The 16337-nt window shown below is 68.6% G+C and carries 14 protein-coding genes; 9 read left to right on the forward strand and 5 right to left on the reverse strand.

The window, feature by feature from the left end; translation table 11 throughout:
* Positions 1–251: 251 nt before the first annotated feature.
* Positions 252–938 (forward strand): GNAT family N-acetyltransferase, encoded by a 687-nt coding sequence (locus GPX89_RS31950; RefSeq protein ID WP_328602519.1) that lies wholly within the window; start codon positions 252–254, stop codon positions 936–938.
* Positions 939–1057: 119 nt separating this feature from the next.
* Positions 1058–1582 carry a hypothetical protein gene (locus GPX89_RS31955; protein ID WP_157391427.1) on the forward strand — a complete coding sequence of 175 codons (525 nt, stop codon included), beginning with the start codon at positions 1058–1060 and terminating at the stop codon, positions 1580–1582.
* Position 1583: 1 nt separating this feature from the next.
* Here the strand turns inward: GPX89_RS31955 and GPX89_RS31960 are convergent, their stop codons facing one another.
* Entirely contained in the window at positions 1584–2060 is a 477-nt protein-coding gene (locus GPX89_RS31960; protein WP_157391428.1) for an MmyB family transcriptional regulator, read from the reverse strand.
* Between the two features lie 148 nt (positions 2061–2208).
* On the opposite strand from GPX89_RS31960, the gene GPX89_RS31965 reads away from it, so the two are divergent.
* The 4 genes from GPX89_RS31965 (at position 2209) to GPX89_RS31980 (ending at position 9440) form a co-directional block, all read left to right on the forward strand.
* The gene (locus tag GPX89_RS31965; RefSeq protein WP_157391429.1) at positions 2209–6324 is read left to right on the forward strand and encodes a BTAD domain-containing putative transcriptional regulator; all 4116 of its coding nucleotides are present in this window, start codon (positions 2209–2211) and stop codon (positions 6322–6324) included.
* Between the two features lie 115 nt (positions 6325–6439).
* The gene (locus GPX89_RS31970; protein ID WP_235948566.1) at positions 6440–7096 is read left to right on the forward strand and encodes a CHAP domain-containing protein; all 657 of its coding nucleotides are present in this window, start codon (positions 6440–6442) and stop codon (positions 7094–7096) included.
* Positions 7097–7252: 156 nt separating this feature from the next.
* Complete coding sequence (locus GPX89_RS31975; RefSeq protein ID WP_157391430.1) at positions 7253–8479, forward strand: hypothetical protein; 1227 nt, start codon at positions 7253–7255, stop codon at positions 8477–8479.
* Positions 8480–8711: 232 nt separating this feature from the next.
* Positions 8712–9440, forward strand: a complete 729-nt coding sequence (locus tag GPX89_RS31980; protein ID WP_157391431.1) for a DUF1906 domain-containing protein — start codon at positions 8712–8714, stop codon at positions 9438–9440.
* 70 nt (positions 9441–9510) lie between these two features.
* On the opposite strand, the gene GPX89_RS31985 is transcribed toward GPX89_RS31980, so the two are convergent.
* Positions 9511–9876 carry a hypothetical protein gene (locus tag GPX89_RS31985; protein ID WP_157391432.1) on the reverse strand — a complete coding sequence of 122 codons (366 nt, stop codon included), beginning with the start codon at positions 9874–9876 and terminating at the stop codon, positions 9511–9513.
* A gap of 131 nt (positions 9877–10007) precedes the next feature.
* Positions 10008–10793 carry an Rv1157c family protein gene (locus GPX89_RS31990; RefSeq protein WP_328602520.1) on the reverse strand — a complete coding sequence of 262 codons (786 nt, stop codon included), beginning with the start codon at positions 10791–10793 and terminating at the stop codon, positions 10008–10010.
* Between the two features lie 232 nt (positions 10794–11025).
* Here GPX89_RS31990 and GPX89_RS31995 point away from each other — a divergent pair, with 232 nt between their 5' ends.
* Positions 11026–12312, forward strand: coding sequence for a mannosyltransferase (locus GPX89_RS31995; RefSeq protein ID WP_157391434.1), 1287 nt, complete (start codon positions 11026–11028; stop codon positions 12310–12312).
* A gap of 157 nt (positions 12313–12469) precedes the next feature.
* Entirely contained in the window at positions 12470–13693 is a 1224-nt protein-coding gene (locus tag GPX89_RS32000; protein WP_328602522.1) for a mannosyltransferase, read from the forward strand.
* Here the strand turns inward: GPX89_RS32000 and GPX89_RS32005 are convergent.
* Positions 13635–13928, reverse strand: coding sequence for a 4a-hydroxytetrahydrobiopterin dehydratase (locus GPX89_RS32005; RefSeq protein WP_157391435.1), 294 nt, complete (start codon positions 13926–13928; stop codon positions 13635–13637). The two genes, GPX89_RS32000 and GPX89_RS32005, sit on opposite strands and share 59 nt — an antisense overlap.
* Positions 13929–13948: 20 nt before the next feature.
* A complete protein-coding gene (locus tag GPX89_RS44005) occupies positions 13949–14125 on the reverse strand; it encodes a hypothetical protein (RefSeq protein ID WP_198347690.1) in 177 nt (58 codons plus the stop codon).
* 168 nt (positions 14126–14293) lie between these two features.
* On the opposite strand from GPX89_RS44005, the gene typA reads away from it, so the two are divergent.
* Entirely contained in the window at positions 14294–16189 is a 1896-nt protein-coding gene (typA, locus tag GPX89_RS32010) for a translational GTPase TypA (RefSeq protein ID WP_328602523.1), read from the forward strand.
* Positions 16190–16337: the final 148 nt, after the last annotated feature.

The following is a 16337-nucleotide window of genomic DNA, read 5'->3' on the forward strand; positions in this document are numbered from 1 at the left end:
GCCGGGTGGTAGCGGATGCCCCACCGGATAACGGCTGAACGACACCTGTGAAACGCCCGTGCGACGCGCGGTAATGCGCACGAAATTTACATGCCGCCTGCGGCGCGGTGCGCTGGTGTTCCGCTATCGTTCATCCCACTATCCGATGCTGCTACTGGCGCGCCAGGGCTGGTTCGTCGATTCCGGAGCGTCTGACCGGGGCGGCCACTGCCTGACGCGAGCCCCCGACCGACTTGAAAGATCGAGGGAACGTGCCCGTACCCGTAACTCTGACCGGCCGTCTGGTACGGCTGGAACCCCTTGCGCCGCAGCATGCCACGGGGCTTGCGGAGGCTGCTGCGGGGAACCGTGATGACTATGCGTTCACGCCTGTCCCACACGGTGTGGACGAGTCGCTGGAATATGTCGCCCAAGCGTTGTCCGGGCATGCCTCGGGCACCTCGCTGGCGTTCGCCATCATCGCCGTCGCCAGTGGCCGATTGTTGGGCTCGACCCGGTTCACGCGCTTCGACTATTGGCAGGGTCCGGTGGTCTGGCCGCTGGTGCACGGCACGCCCACCGGGGATCCGCTGCTCGCGGTGCCCGATGCCGCCGAGATCGGGAACACCTGGCTGTCCCGGGAGGCGCGCGGCGCGGGCATCAACCTGGAGTCCAAGCTGCTGTTGTTGCAGCACGCCTTCGAGGTGTGGCGGGTCAAGCGCATCGCCATGCGGGCGGATGTGCGAAACCTGCGCTCCCGCATGGCGATCGAGCGGCTCGGCGCCACCAGCGACGGGGTGCGGCGGGCGCATTCGCGCGGGCTCGACGGCGAGGTGCGCAGCACCGCCTTCTACTCGATCCTGGACGAGGAGTGGCCGACTGTCCGGGCCACCATCGAGGGTCAGCTGGCGGCGCAGCCCACCCGGCAGCGCAACCGCAGCCGACTGGTCGGGGCCTGAGCGAGCTGACCCGCGGCGCCGCAATCGGATCGACCGGAAGACCGGTCGGTCCGATTGATGTTTCGCGACTATAATTCGGTGCACGAAGCCAGCCACCCCTCCCTCGTAAGGAGCGGCGCATGCCCGACCCCATGCGCACGAAGGTCTGCCTCTCGGACCGAGTATCCGGATCTCCTGTGCTCAGCCTCTTCCTCGTGCCCGAACCCCGCGTCCGCGGCGCCAGCGTCCTGCACCTCGTCGAGCAGACTCCCCTGTCCGCCAGGTCGATTCCGCGCCCCAACCCGCATCTCGTGGACTGGTTGCAGGCGCACGGCTCACCCGCCATCCGCACCCGCTTCCTCGCCTTCGGACCCGGACGGCACGATCCGCACGTCACCCACGCGGTGCTGCACGATCACTTCATCGCCGACCCCGGTCCGATCGGACTGGACCTGGACGACCCGGACGAGATGACCCGCCTGGCCCTGCTCCCCGAACACTGGCTGGGCCCGCGGCGCATCGACGACTTCCACGACCATGCCGTGCGCGCGGCCATGCTCGCGGTGTACCGCCACTTCGGCGTGGACCGGCGCATCCCGCTCATGTACCACGGTTACGCCGAACCGGAGGACGGCTGGTTCGAAGTGCCCGCCGCCCAGGCCTGAATCAGTCGAACGGCACCACGGTCAGCAGCCACCACGGCCGCCGTGGTGAGCGGAACTCGAAGGTCTGCACATACATCCGGCGCTCCTTGCGCGTCACCGGATCGTTCATCAGCACCGTGCGCTCGCGCGGATCCAGCGGCGGCGCCTCGGCGGCCCACAGCCGATCCCAGTCCGGGGAGCGCCGGGCCAGATTGACGATCTCCTCGACCCGCTCCGGGTTCAACTCCGGAGTGGCGGCCCGGAAGGTCGAAACCATCACCTGCGCTTCGGCTTCCCAGTCGCCGAGTCGGTAGCGGGCCATGGGTTCCAGCAGGATCGCGGTCATGAGATTCGCGCCCGGGCCGGTGCCGGGGAACAGCTTCGCGAAGGTCTCGTTCGCGGCGACCACGTCGTAGCCGCCGTCGTGCAGGCAGGCCGGATGCGGAAGGCTGTGCAACACCGTGAGATCGGCGTCCGGCGGCGGAGTGGAGTCGAACACCCTGGGCAGTGTGCGGGACAACTCTTCGGAGCGTCTTCGTATCGAGTTAAGCCGGATCACAAGACTGGGTACTCCCACAGAATTTCTGTCATATTGAGAGGATCCTGTTTGGTTTTATTCGAAGTGGGTACGGGGGTCGCACAGCGACATGGCGCTCATACGCATCGGGGTGCTGGGCCCACTGCACATCAGCATCGACGGATCACGCGTGCCTCCGGGCGCGCCCATGCAGTGCGCGGTGCTGGGACGGCTGGTCGCGGCGGGCGGCCGGGTGGTGCCGACCGAACGGCTCATCGACGATCTCTGGCACGGTGACCCGCCCGCCAAAGCCGTTGCCGCGCTGCAGGTGTACATCCACAATCTGCGCCGGGTCTTCGAGCCGGACCGGCCGCGGCGGGCGCAGTCGCGGATCATCGTCTCCGAATCGCACGGTTATGCGCTCAATCTCGAGCCGTCCCAAGTGGATTCCTGGCACTTCGAACAGTTGCTGCACGGGCACGAGGCCGCCATGCGCGACCCCGCCGGGCGGCCCGAACCGCTCGAGCAGGTGCGGGTACTGGACGCCGCGCTGGGCTGCTGGCACGGCGGGGCCTTCGAATCCTTTCCCGGAATGCCCTGGGCGGCACAGGAGGCCGCCCGCCTGCAGGCCCTGCGCCTGACCGCGGCGGAACTGCGCGCCCAGGCGGCGCTGGAGATGAACCGGCCCGCCGAGGTGGTGCTGGAGTTGCGTCCCATTCTGGAGGAGCATCCGGGGCGGGAGGAGTGCGCGCGGCTGCTGGCCGTCGCGCAGTACCGACTGGGACAGTCGCTGGACGCGCTCGCCACCGTGCGCCGCAGCCGCGAATTCCTGACCCTGGAATTCGGCGTGGATCCCGGTCCGGGACTGCGGGATCTGGAGACCGCCATCCTCACCCATTCGGTGGACACCGAGACCGCGGCCCCGCCCGCACCTGTGCGGCCCCCCGAGCCCGCACCGCGACCGGACCCGGAACCCTTGCCGGACACCGGATACGCGCCGCAGCGCGAGGCCCTGCTGGCCGCCGCCGAATCCGCGCTCGCCGGGCACGCGCGGCTGGTGTGGCTCTCCGGTGAGGCCGGAGCCGGCAAGACCACCCTCGCCACCGCGATCACCGGGCACCTGGGCGATCGCGGCTGGACCACCGTCTTCGGCCGCTGCCCGGAGGTCGAGTCCGCGCCGCCCGCCTGGGCCTGGGCCGAGGTGCTGACCGGCCTCGACGCCGCCGATCCCGAAACCTTCACCGCCGCTGACGCTTTCACGCTGGCGCGGCGCGTGGTCCGGTCCTGCCGGGAACGCTCGGCCGGGTCGCCCATCGCCATCGTGCTCGAGGACGTGCACGGCGCGGACACCGCCACGCTGCAGGTGCTGCGCCAGGTCGTGAACTGGCTGCGCGACAGCCCGATTCTGATCGTCGCGACCCTGCGCGGCACCGAGGCGGGCCCCGGCGTCCGCGACACCGCCGCGGCCCTGGCGCTGTTCACCGCCGACCGCATCGACCTCGACGGCCTCGACATGGCCGGCACGCGCCGCGCCGCGGCCGCCGCCGGGCTCACCGATCTCGACGACCGCACCGTCGAACTGCTGCGCCGCCGCACCGGCGGCAACCCGCTGTTCGTGCGCGAACTGGCCAAACTCGTTGCCACCCAGGGCACCACCGACGCCCTGCCCGACAGCGTCCGCGATCTGCTGGGCCGCCGGATCGCCCAGCTCCCGCCGGATGTGGTCGACCTGCTGCGCCACCTCTCGGTCTGGGGCGAGGACAGCGACATGGCCACCCTCGCCGCCTCGGTGGACCGACCCGCCGATGCCGTCATCGACCTCATCGCCACCGCCGAGTCGGCCCGCCTGCTCCGCACCGACCGCGCCGGCCGGGTCATCTTCGACCACGCCCTGGTCCGCGAAGCCGTCTACCTCGACCTCCCCACCCTGCGCCGCACCCGAATGCACTGGGCCGCTTTCGAATACCTGCGCCGCGACCCGGACGCCGACCGCCGCACGCCGGGTGCGAGCCACCCGGCGCACGACGCCGAACGACCCGGAACCCGCGCGGGCGGCACTCCCTCGGCAGCGGTGGAAGCCGCTGCGGGCGTGGGGAATCGGACGCTCGACGCCCTGTGGGGAGCCGACTACCTGGTCGCGGCACTGCTCGGATCGCCGCGGCCGGGGGTCCCGCAGCGCGCCGACCGCGCGCTGGCCGCCCTGCGCGGGGCCGACGAGGTCGCCGCCGAACCGCAGACCGGGCGGACCAGGTCGGACGTCGCGGCCGACGAGATCGTCGCTTCCGGCAAAGTGGCCCCGCCTGAACCGGAAGGCGGTGATCCGCCGACCCACCGTGGCCCGGACGCGACCGCCCAACCGCTCGACCGCGCCGACGCCCCCGCCGGCGACGGCGCTGCGGGGGCCGCTCCTCGTCATACCGGCGCGCCCCCGGTCGGAATCCACGGCGCTGGTAGGGATCCCAGCCAGAAGCATGCCGGGATGACGAGCGCGACAGCGGCGGGCGCGACAGCCGCCGGTGCGACGGCTTCGGGCGCGACGGACGTGGGTGCGACGGGCACAATAGGCGCGGTTGCTTCGGGCAGTGCAGGCGTGAGGGCTTCGGGTGTGGTGGGCGCGCGGGCTGCCGCGGGTGCGACAGGCCGGGGGACGGGCGGCTCCTCGGCGGGGTGGCAGCCCCGGTTCGCTTTCTCGGGAACCGAATCCGGGCGTGGCGACGTCGTGGTGCCGCGGGGGCGGGACATCGACGCGCTGGCGCATCATGCGGCCCTGGGGGCCGATACCGAAAACGCCACCGTGGCATTGCCTTACGTGCGGGCGGCCGCCCGGCGGTGCGTGGAGCGGCGGATGCGGGCCGATGCCGTGCGGCGGTGGCGGTCGGTGCTGGCGCTGCACGAGCTGGCCGGGCATTCGGAGGCCGGGGCCGCGCTCGCGGATCGGCTGGCCGTGCTGGAGGCGCGGTGCGAGCTGGTGGTGGCGCTGGCCTACGACGGACAGCACATCGCGGCGCGGGCCGCGCGGGAACAGGCGTTGGATCTGGCCGAATCCCTCGGGGGGACAGGGCTGTTAGCGCATGCGGCGACCTGCTGGCCGACGCCGTTGATCTGGTCGGTGCACGATTGGCACACGCCGGATCCGCGGATTCGGGAACCGCTGCGGACCGCCTCGGCCGATACCGGGCTGCCGGTGCGGACTCGGATTCAGTTGCAGGTCACCGCCGTTTTCGATCGGGCCATCGAGGATCCCTCGGTGGCGCGGATCATCGCGGCGGCGGCCATGGCGCTGGCCGAGCCGCTCGGCGATCCGGATCTGGTGTGCACGGTCCTCAACGCCCAGGCGTTCGCGGCCTTCGCGGCCGGCGGATTCCTGCGCGCCCATGACCTGAGAAGATATGCGGCGCAACTGCTCCGGGTGTCGACCGAGGCCGAGCTCACCGAATTCCGCGCGCTCGCGCACTATCTGCTGTTCCGCGCCACCCTGGCCGACGCCGATCTGGTCGCCGCCGCCGAACACGCTCGCAGTGCCAGCGAATACGCCACCGACGGACAGCTACGGCATCTGCTCGACGCCATCGCGCCCTTCGGCATGGTGCTGGAACTGTTGCGCGGCAACATGGACGAGGTGCAGCGCCTGCTCGGCGAGGGCTCGGCGGATCTCGACGAGCTGGTGGCGCACTCCGGCGAGGGCGCGGCCGAACCGACCCGCGATCCCAACGCGCTGCACGTGGGCGTCGCGGTCTCCATCGGCTGGCTGCGCAACGACATGTCCGAATACGTGAACGATCTGCGCGAGCGCACCGCCCTCAAACCCGAGCTGTTCGTGCACGGGTACGCGCTGGCCCTGGTGCATTCGGGCCGCGTGGAGGAGGCCCGCCGCGTGCTGGCCGCCGCGCCCACGCCCGCCCCGCAGTTCTGGTCCACCTTCACCGCGGTCAAGGCCCGCCTCGCCATCGCCTTCGACGATCCCGTCATGGCGGTGACCGTCTATCGGCAGCTGCTGCCCTACGCCGGCACCATCTGCGGGCTCGAGACCGGCGCCTCGGTCTTCGGACCCATGGACTACGTGCTCGCCGAGCTGGCCGGCTATCTCGGAGACCACCCGCAGGCTGCCGCGCACCGCGCCGCGGCCGAGGCCCTGCAGGCCCGGGTGCAGTCCGAACTGGTCGAACTCGCGCCCCCGGGCGTCGGCCTCATGCAGGCCAGCCGATTGGGTCCGGCCGGCCGCAGCCGGTTGGTGCGCAGATCGTGAAGGTTCCGGCGCCGATCGTGGAGATATTGTGAAGATCTCCGGCGATCGGAACTGTCCGGTCCGCGGCGACGTCCTACCTGATAGGGCCGATGGACGGCCGGAAGGGGAGGACCGGATGACAGGCGAGCCGGAGCGCAGACCACGGACCCGACGCCGCCGTCGGATGCTGGTGGGAGTCGTTGCGCTGGTGGTGATTTCGGCGCTGAGCGTCGGGGGATTGTTCGGCGTGCGCTGGTGGCAACATCGGCACGAGGAGCCCTACGGCCCGCGAGCGATGGATGGGCATCTGCTGCACGATTTTCCGGACGTCGATTCCACGGCGTTGAGCTCGGAGCAGTCCAAGGTGGTGGACGTGCTGCGACAGCAATTCGACGAACAGAGCGGTCGGGACAAATACTCCGAGGGCATTGCCGAACCGTGGTGCGCCGACTTCGTCAGCTGGGTCATGCGCGAGGCCGAACAACCTTTCAGCAATCCGAATTCCGGATCCTGGCGGATTCCCGGCGTGTACACGTTGGAGGAGTACTTCCGGGGACAGCACCGTTTCGAGCAGGCGAACAACGGATATCTACCGCGGGTCGGCGACGTGGTGATGTACGCGGATTCCAGTGTCTTCCATCAGCACACGAATATTGTGATCGCCGTAGATTCCGATACCATCACCACGGTGGGTGGCAATGAGGCCGGAGAATCCGGTGGTGTCGCCATCCACAAATTCCGCCCATCCGGCACATCGGGGCTGGTCGGATTCGGGCGATTGGGAACACGCTGATTCCACATTCTGGAAACACGCGGGGCGGGGTGTACTCCAGGGCGCATCTTCCGCTTACGATGGTTTCGACGGCGCCCGGCAGCGTCGTCGATTGATCCCTGTCCTGCTGCCCCCTCATCGGCAGGACAGGGGTCCCCGCCCGACGAAAGAAGCTGGATGACGTCGTCCGACGAACCGACCTGGATCGATTACGCCGAATTCGGCGAACGTTTCGTGGCGGCGGCGGTGACGGAATCCCGGATCGAATCCGCGGTCTCCAGTGTGGCCGGGCGCGGTATCACCATCGGCCCCTTCGGAATCGGGCCCGCCGGACTCGCCCGCTTCGTGGCCAAGGGCAGCATCGGCAAACCGACCGTCATCCGGCGCGGGCCGCACGTGCACTTCGACGTCATGCTCCCGGTGAAACTGCGGGTCGACGTCACCCTCGGCGGGCAGCGCCTGCGGCTGGAAGCGGTCGTGGAGATCGACCTCACCATGCACGCCCGCACCGCCGACCCACTGCTCATCGTCATCGACATTCCCCCGGTCACCGGCCGCGACGTCAGCTTCGTCATGCGCGCGCAGGCCATCGGCACGGCGTGGGAACTGCTGTTGAACCCGATCGCGCAGCTGGTGCAGCGCGAGGTCGCGAGCCGCATCAACGGCATTCTGGCCGACCCGGATTCGCAGCGGGCCCGCACCTTCGACGTCGAGGCGATTCTCAACAACACCCGCTCGCCCTACACGGGCCGGCCCACCCACGACTGGATCGGCTACGACGAGTTCGGGCGGCGCTTCTTCGCCCGCATCGTCACCGCGGAACGGGTGCGGGAGGTGGTGGAGTCCATGGCGGGCAAGACCATCGAGGTCGGGCCCATGCGCACAGGGCCGGGCAACAAGGCCGAGGTCATGGTGCAGGGCAGTGTGCGCCTGCCCAAGGTGGCCGAGGCCGGGCCGGTGACGGCCACGCCGCCGCCCGAGCCGCGGATCGCCGAATTGCCCAAGACCGCAGCCGAATCGGCGGCGGCCCTCGCGGCCGCGGCGGAATCGGGCAACCACGATCCCGCGCTGGTCCGCTTCGACCTGACCATTCCGGTGAGCCTGGACATCTCGGTCGACGTGCTCAAGACCAACCGCTACCGCGCCGAGGTCCAGGTGCCGGTGGCGCTCACCGCGCGCGCCGCGGAACCCCTGCTGATCGTGATCGACGCGGTGCCGCCGCGGGCCGGCGACATCGACCTGGACATGACGGCCGAGGGCTGGCGGGCGGCCGCGCTCGGCAAGATCGCCGGTATGCGCAAGCAGATCGCGTCACAGGTGGCGCGTGTCGTGCGCACCGAGGTGGCCGACGTGTCGCGCCGGACCATCGATGTGGGCGCGCGACTGAACGCCACGCGGGTCTGATAGCTGCAGGTTCGCTCTTTTCCCGGCACTGCCCGGTTTCGCCTGCATGTGACATATGGTGCCGCTGTGCTCGATGAGCCTGGCGATTCCAATGTGAATATGGTGAAATGAGGGCACGTTCAGGGCTCCCGGCGCACGGATGATCTTGTTGTTCATCGGGGAAGGTGCGCCGGGCACGCCGCTTTTGTGATCGACATGTTCGACCAGTGAGTGCGCGTGAAGGAGCCCAGAGATGCGTCCTGTCCATGTCAATCGACGGAACTTCCTATCCGGCGCAACGGTTCTCGCCGCCGGAATCACCGCCGGACTGACCCTCCCTCCCGCCACCGCGCAGGCGAAGAAGCAGGCGCTCGGCACCCTGCTCGACTACGCCGGCGGTGTTCCCTCCGCCCAATCCATCAGCGACGACGGCCATATCGGCGTGATCCGCTACGTCTCGGACCGGCGGCCCGGCGCGGAATGGATGGCGGGCAAACCGCTGCTGGCCCGCGAGGTCGACGCCCTGCGCGCCGCGGGCCTGTCCGTGGTCTCCTGCTACCAGTTCGGCAAGGGCCCGACCGCCGACTGGCGCGGTGGTCTCGAGGCCGGATTGAAGCACGCCGCACGGGGATTGATCCTGCACAAGGCCGCCGGTGGCCCCGACAGCGCGCCGATCTATGCCTCGATCGACGACAACCCCAGCGATGAGGACTTCGAGTCCATGATCGAGCCGTATCTGCGCGGCTGGGAAACGGTGCTGGGGCGCGACCGGGTAGGTGTCTACGCCAATTCACCGACCATCGACAACATTCGCGACGCCGGGCTGGGTTCGTTCTACTGGCAACACAATTGGGGCACGCCGAAGGGCTACGTCCACCCCTCCGCCCACCTGCACCAGTTCGAAATCGACAAGCGCGAGGTGGGTGGCATCTCGGTGGACGTCAACAATGTCCTGGCCGCGCAGTACGGCCAATGGTGGTAAGTCCCGACTCTCGAAGCTCTCGTGCCCCGCTGCCTCCGGCAGCGCGGCACGATGATGAAGGGGGAGCGGGTCAGGTCTGGCAGTGGCAGGTCGGGTCGAGGGCCAGGTCGGGTTCTTCCGGGACCACTCGCAGCGTGAAATGCGGATCGGCCTTGTCCTCGTCGCGGCCGTCGCCGAACGCCTGACGATCCCCGGCCCAGGAGAACAGGGACCAGCGGGATACGCCCGAGAAGGCGGAGCCGAGGCTTCCGAAGGAGGCCGAGGAAATGATGGAGCCGAAGGAGCCCACCGACCCGATCGACAGCACCGAACCCACGCTGCCGATGGACAGGATCGAATAGGCCGAGCCGATCGACAGGATCGATCCCTCCGAGCGAATCGAGAGGATCGATCGGCGCGAATGCAGTCCCCGCACAGGGTGAGTCACAGCGGCCATGTCCTCGGTCTACCACAGCGACGCGGACCGACCCGTCATTCCGGCGTGTCCTTGGCCGGAATCCACTACCTGCCGGAATGACGAAGGGCTCCCCGGAAGCCGGGGAGCCCTTCGAGAACGCGGGTGGTCGCCTACGTGACGGTGAAGAAACCGATCGTGGGCAGGAACGAGCAGGTGATCGGCTGCGACTCCGGGTCGGCCTGCGTCGTCAGCGAGCCCGAGACGACGGCGACCACGCGACCGGTGCCGGTGTTGGCGATGGCCGACAGGGTGGCCGGGCCGTCCGGGTTGATGTGCTGCTCGTTGGTCAGGTTCATGGTGCCGGTGGCGCGGGTGTCCAGGTTCAGCCACTGCACCGTCATCGGGGTGGTCTGAATGTCGGTGGGCTGCTTGGTGCCCAGCGCGGTGAACACGAAACCGGCCTGGCCCTGCGCGGGTCCGGGCGGGGGCAGCTGGGCGGGGCCGGGGACGGCCAGCGCGGTGCCCACCGAGTCGGCGGAGGAGGAGATGCAGCCCTTGCCGATGGTCGGCCACAGGAACTGGGCGATGACCGGGCCGTCCTTCGGGATGTCCGGGCCGCCACCGCCGCTGCCGTCGAGGAAGGTGATGACCGCGAGCAGGGTGGTCTTCACCTGATCGGGCAGGTTGCTGTTCTCCAGCAGCTGCTTGGCCTGGGCGAGGATGGCGTTCTTCGGGCCGGGATCGGCGATGTCGGCCGGGCCGGTGGCGGCGCCGATGATGGCGGGCACCAGCGAGGCGAGGGCATCGACCGGAACCCCTTCGGGGATCATCGGAATCGTCGTGGTCGTCTGCGAAACCGGCGCGGGCTTGGCGTAGGCCGTCGGCACGACGACGGTGGCGCAGGCCGCCACGGCCAGCGCGGACAGAGCGAATCGCGATCCTCGGGTGCGAAGCACTGGTGTAGCCGTCCTTACCTTCAGGGACATCTAGCGGCGATGGAGCCATCGCTCCGCGCCACTCTAGGGACCGGGCTGCCTTGTTGTACAGCCACGGCGCGATCTTGGCGAACTAGATCAGCTGACGGTATCCGAACGAGCGACCAGATCATGTGTTACTGATGTGGTCAGTGATGCAAATGTTACAGCTGAAGGTCCTGGCGGTGCGGCAGATTCGCCGTGGCGACTAGGCTTGTCGCGGCCGTCGTGCCGTTGTAGCCCGCCCCGAGCCGAAAGACAGTGCCGTGAATCGACACGTCTCGTGAACAGACACCGTCAACTCGCCGTCGCGGCACTGGGTATTTCGGTGCTGGCCCGGCTGGCGTGGGTCCTGTTGCTGCCCAACGGCATGAACTTCGTGGACCTGCACGTCTACGTGGACGGGTCCGCGAACTTCGGCAGCGGGCACCTCTACGACTACACCGATTCCAGTAAGACCCCGGACTTTCCGCTGCCCTTCACCTACCCGCCCTTCGCGGCGCTGGTCTTCTACCCGCTGCACTTCCTGCCCTTCGGCGTGGTCGCCATCGGTTGGCTGCTGGCCACGGTGGCGGCCCTGTTCGGCGTGGTGTGGTGCGCGCTGGAGATGATCGCGGGCCGCGCGGCCATGCGCGAACAGTCCTGGCGCACGGCCGCGCTCGCGTGGACGGCCGTCGGCATGTGGCTCGAGCCGGTGCGGTCCACCTTCGACTACGGCCAGGTCAATGTGTTCCTGGTGCTGCTGGCCATGCTCGCGGTGCGCAGCACCCCCTGGTGGGTCTCGGGCACGCTGGTCGGCGTGGCCGCGGGCGTCAAGCTGACGCCGGCCGTGACCGGGCTGTACTTCGCGGCGCGCAAGCGCTGGATCACGGCGATCTGGTCGGCGCTGGTCTTCTTCGGAACCATCGGCCTGACCTATCTGCTGACCCCCGGCGAGACCAACAAGTACTTCCGGGAGTTGCTCGGCGACGCGCATCGCATCGGACCGGTGGCCTCGTCGAGCAATCAGTCGCTGCGCGGCGCACTCAGCCGCCTGCTCGGCTACGACGTGGTGTCCGGGCCGATCTGGATGGCGGCGGCCCTGCTGACGGCCGTGCTCGCGTTCTTCGCGTGGCGCGCACTGGCTTCCGACGACCGGCTCGGCACGCTGATCATCGTCGAGCTGTTCGGGCTGATGGTCTCGCCGATCTCCTGGTCGCACCACTGGATCTGGTTGCTCCCGGTCATTCTGTGGCTGCTCTACGGCCCGCTGCGGGAGGCCGCGGGTGCGCGTGTGCTGGCCGGTTACTGGCTCGCGGTGACGCTCATCGGCGTGCCCTGGGTGCTGGGCTTCTTCCAGAGCTCGATCTGGACCATCTCGCGGCCGGGCATCCTGTCCTGGCTGGGCGCGGTCGACGTGTTCGGCGTGCTCGCCCTGTTCGTCTGGATCATTCGGGCCGGGCGGCCCGCGACGGATCGGTCGGTGAATCGGTCACGTGACCATGTGCCGTCCGGCCGGTGATTCGACCGGTGATATAAGTAGTGCCGCGGGGGTGCCCTGAATATTGGGGTAGCGCGGGATATTCCATTGTGTGGCTACGCTTGTCGACACTCCGCAAGCCGCTTCGCCAGCCGAGATTTTCCGGTCGGTGAGATCCATCCGACCGAAAGTTCGTGCCGTGAATCGTCGTTTCTACCTGGCTGCCGCAGCATTGGGCATCTCGGTACTGGGTCGCCTGGCATGGGCGCTGTTCTTCCCCAGCAAGTTGATCCTGGTGGACCTGCACGTCTATGTGGAAGGTTCCGCGCACCTGTTCGACGGAACCCTCTACGACTGGACCGATTCCAGTCGTTCCCCACAATTTCCGCTGCCGTTCACCTATCCACCGTTCGCGGCGCTGCTGCTGTATCCGCTGCACTTCCTGCCGTTCGATCTCGTGGCCGTCGGCTGGATCCTCGCGACCACGGCCGCACTGTTCGGCATCGTGTGGATCGCGTTCGAGATGATCGTGGGCCGCGCGGCCATGCGCGAACAGTCCTGGCGCACGGCCGCGGTGGCCTGGACCGCGGGCGGCATGTGGCTGGAACCGGTGCGATCGACGCTCGACTACGGCCAGGTCAACGTCTTCATCGTGCTGCTGGCCATGCTGGCGGCGCGCAGCACCCGATGGTGGGTGTCGGGTCTGCTGGTCGGCCTGGGCGCGGGCATCAAGCTGACGCCGGCGGTGACCGGGCTGTATTTCGTGGCACGCCGGCAGTGGTTCGCGGTGGTCGCCTCGGCGGCGGCCTTCTTCGGAACCATGGGCCTGACGTATCTGCTCACGCCCAAGGAGACCCACCGGTTCTACGGGGAGCTGATCAACGACCCGCATCGCATCGGCCCGGTCGGCTCGGTGATCAATCAATCGCTGCGCGGCGCGCTCAGCCGCATCGCCGGACACGACATCGGCTCCGGGCTGCTGTGGAAGTCGGCGGTGCTGGTCACGGCCGTGCTGGCCTTCTTCGCCTGGCGCGCGCTGCGTTCCGGCGACCGGCTGGGTCTGCTGCTCATCGTGCAGCTGTTCGGCATGATGGTGGCCCCGATCTCCTGGTCACACCACTGGATCTGCCTGGTGCCGCTGGTGCTGTGGCTGCGCTACGGCCCCCTGCGCGAGGCGTTCGGCGCGCGCCTGATGTTCGCGTACTGGATGTTCAATACCGTCATCGGGATTCCGTTCGTGCTCGGCACGATTCAGAAATCGATGTGGGATATCTCGCGTCCGTGGTTCCTGTCCTGGTTGGGTGCGGCGAACTCGATCGGGGTGCTGGTGCTGTTCGGCTGGATGATCGTGGTGGGTCGCCGGGTCAGCCCTGTGCGTGCAGCCGATCGATCTCTCGAGCGAGAGCCGTATCCAGTGGCGTGAGGCCGCCGGCGTCGTGGGTCGACAGTGTGAAAGTGACCCGCCGCCAGCGGATATCGATGTCGGGATGGTGGTTGGCGGCTTCGGCCGCGCTGGCCACCCGGCGCACCAGTTCGATGCCGGAAAGGAAAGAGGCGGCCTCGATGGTGCGGGTGATGGTGTCGCCCTCGCGGGTCCATTCGGGCAGTTCGGTGAGGGCCTTGGCGATGTCGTCGTCGGAGAGCTTCGCGGGACTCATAGACCCGGTCTACTCCGGATTCAGGCCGCCCGCGCGAGTTTGAGGCACTTCTTGAGCTCCTTGCCGCGACAGCCCTGGGCCTCGGCCTTTTTCATGCGCATGATCACGACAGGGCATTTCACGCACCGCGTCTTCTTGCGGCAGCACTTCTTCTTCGGCTCGAGACCCGAGACGTCCTTCGCCTTCACCTTGCCCATGTTGGTTAGCTTAACCTAACCTCAGCCCATTCAACGTGTGATTTCGGCCGGACGGTAATGTGTAGCTCGCCGCATGCCCGGTGGAGTTCGCCATGTCTCGAAGTTGGCCTACCCACGCATGAGACCCACCCGGGTCGGCATCAGACTTTTCACCAGGAGGAATCAAACGTGTCGTCTGTCGAGTTCCGCAACGTCGCCATCGTGGCGCACGTCGACCACGGCAAGACAACACTGGTCGACGCCATGCTCCGGCAATCCGGCGCGTTCGCCGAACGCGCCGAACTCGTCGACCGAGTGATGGACTCCGGTGACCTCGAGCGCGAGAAGGGCATCACCATTCTCGCCAAGAACACCGCTGTTCACCGGCACAACGCCGATGGTTCGGTCACCGTCATCAATGTCATCGACACCCCCGGCCACGCCGACTTCGGTGGTGAGGTCGAGCGCGGTCTGTCCATGGTGGACGGCGTCGTGCTGCTCGTCGACGCGTCCGAGGGTCCGCTGCCGCAGACCCGCTTCGTGCTGCGCAAGGCCCTCGCGGCCTCGCTGCCGGTCATCCTGGTGGTCAACAAGACCGACCGCCCGGACGCCCGCATCGAGGAGGTCGTCGAGGAGTCGCACGACCTGCTGCTGGACCTGGCCTCCGACCTCGACGACGAGGCCTCCGAGGCCGCCGAGCTGGCCCTGGACCTGCCGGTGCTCTACGCCTCCGGCCGCGCGGGCGTCGCCTCGACCAGCCGCCCCGAGAACGGCCAGGTGCCCGCCGCCGAGAACCTCGACGAGCTGTTCGAGGTCCTCATGAAGTACGTCCCGGCTCCCAAGGGCGACCCGAACGCCACCCTGCAGGCCCATGTCACCAACCTCGACGCCTCCCCGTTCCTGGGTCGTATCGGCCTGGTGCGCATCCACAACGGCACCCTGAAGAAGGGTCAGACCGTCGCGTGGATGCACGGTGACGGCGTCAAGAGCGTGCGCATCACCGAGCTGCTCAAGACCATCGGCGTCGAGCGTCAGCCCGCCGAGGATGCCGTGGCCGGTGACATCGCCGCCATCGCGGGCATCCCGGACATCATGATCGGCGACACCCTCGCCGACGTCGACAACCCGGTCGCGCTGCCGCGCATCACCGTCGACGAGCCCGCCATCTCGGTCACCATCGGCACCAACACCTCGCCGCTGGTCGGCCGGGTCTCGGGCCACAAGCTGACCGCCCGCATGGTGAAGTCGCGCCTGGACCAGGAACTGGTCGGCAACGTGTCGCTGCGCGTGCTCGACATCGGCCGCCCGGACGCCTGGGAGGTGCAGGGCCGTGGTGAGCTGGCGCTGGCCATCCTGGTCGAGCAGATGCGCCGCGAGGGCTTCGAGCTGACCGTCGGCAAGCCGCAGGTGGTCACCAAGATGGTCGACGGCAAGACCCACGAGCCGTTCGAAGAGCTGACCATCGACTGCCCCGACGAGTACCTCGGCGCCGTGACCCAGCTGCTGGCCGCCCGCAAGGGCAAGATGGTCCAGATGAGCAACCACTCCGCCGGGTGGGTGCGCATGGAGTTCATCGTCCCCTCGCGCGGTCTGATCGGTTTCCGCACCGACTTCCTCACCGAGACCCGCGGCACCGGCATCGCCAACGCCGTGTTCGACGGCTACGCCCCGTGGGCGGGCGAGATCCGCGCCCGCCACACCGGTTCGCTGGTCTCCGACCGTGCCGGTTCGGTCACCCCGTTCGCCATGATCCAGCTGGCCGACCGCGGCCAGTTCTTCGTGGAGCCGGGCGCCGACACCTACGAGGGCCACGTGGTCGGCATCAACCCGCGTGCCGAGGACCTCGACATCAACGTCACCCGTGAGAAGAAGCTGACCAACATGCGGTCGGCCACCGGTGACGTGCTCGAGACCCTGGCCAAGCCGCTGCAGCTGGATCTCGAGGGCGCGATGGAGTTCTGCACCGACGACGAGTGCGTCGAGGTCACCCCGGAGATCGTGCGCGTGCGCAAGGTCACCCTGAACGCCAACGACCGCCAGCGCGAGATCTCCCGCCGCAAGGCGCGGGACCGGGCTGCCCAGTAAGGGGCAATCCCCAACTCTCGGGGCTCTCAGGGGGTTTCACCCCTGAATCCCCAACCGCCCACCCGGCCCTGCCGGGTGGGCGGTTCAGTCTCTGCGGGCGGCCGTGCGGCGGTCGCCGGGTCGCGCGAAGGGGATCCAGTAGAGTGCG

It is taken from the genome of Nocardia terrae (assembly GCF_009760405.1).
Taxonomy (GTDB): Bacteria; Actinomycetota; Actinomycetes; order Mycobacteriales; family Mycobacteriaceae; genus Nocardia; species Nocardia terrae.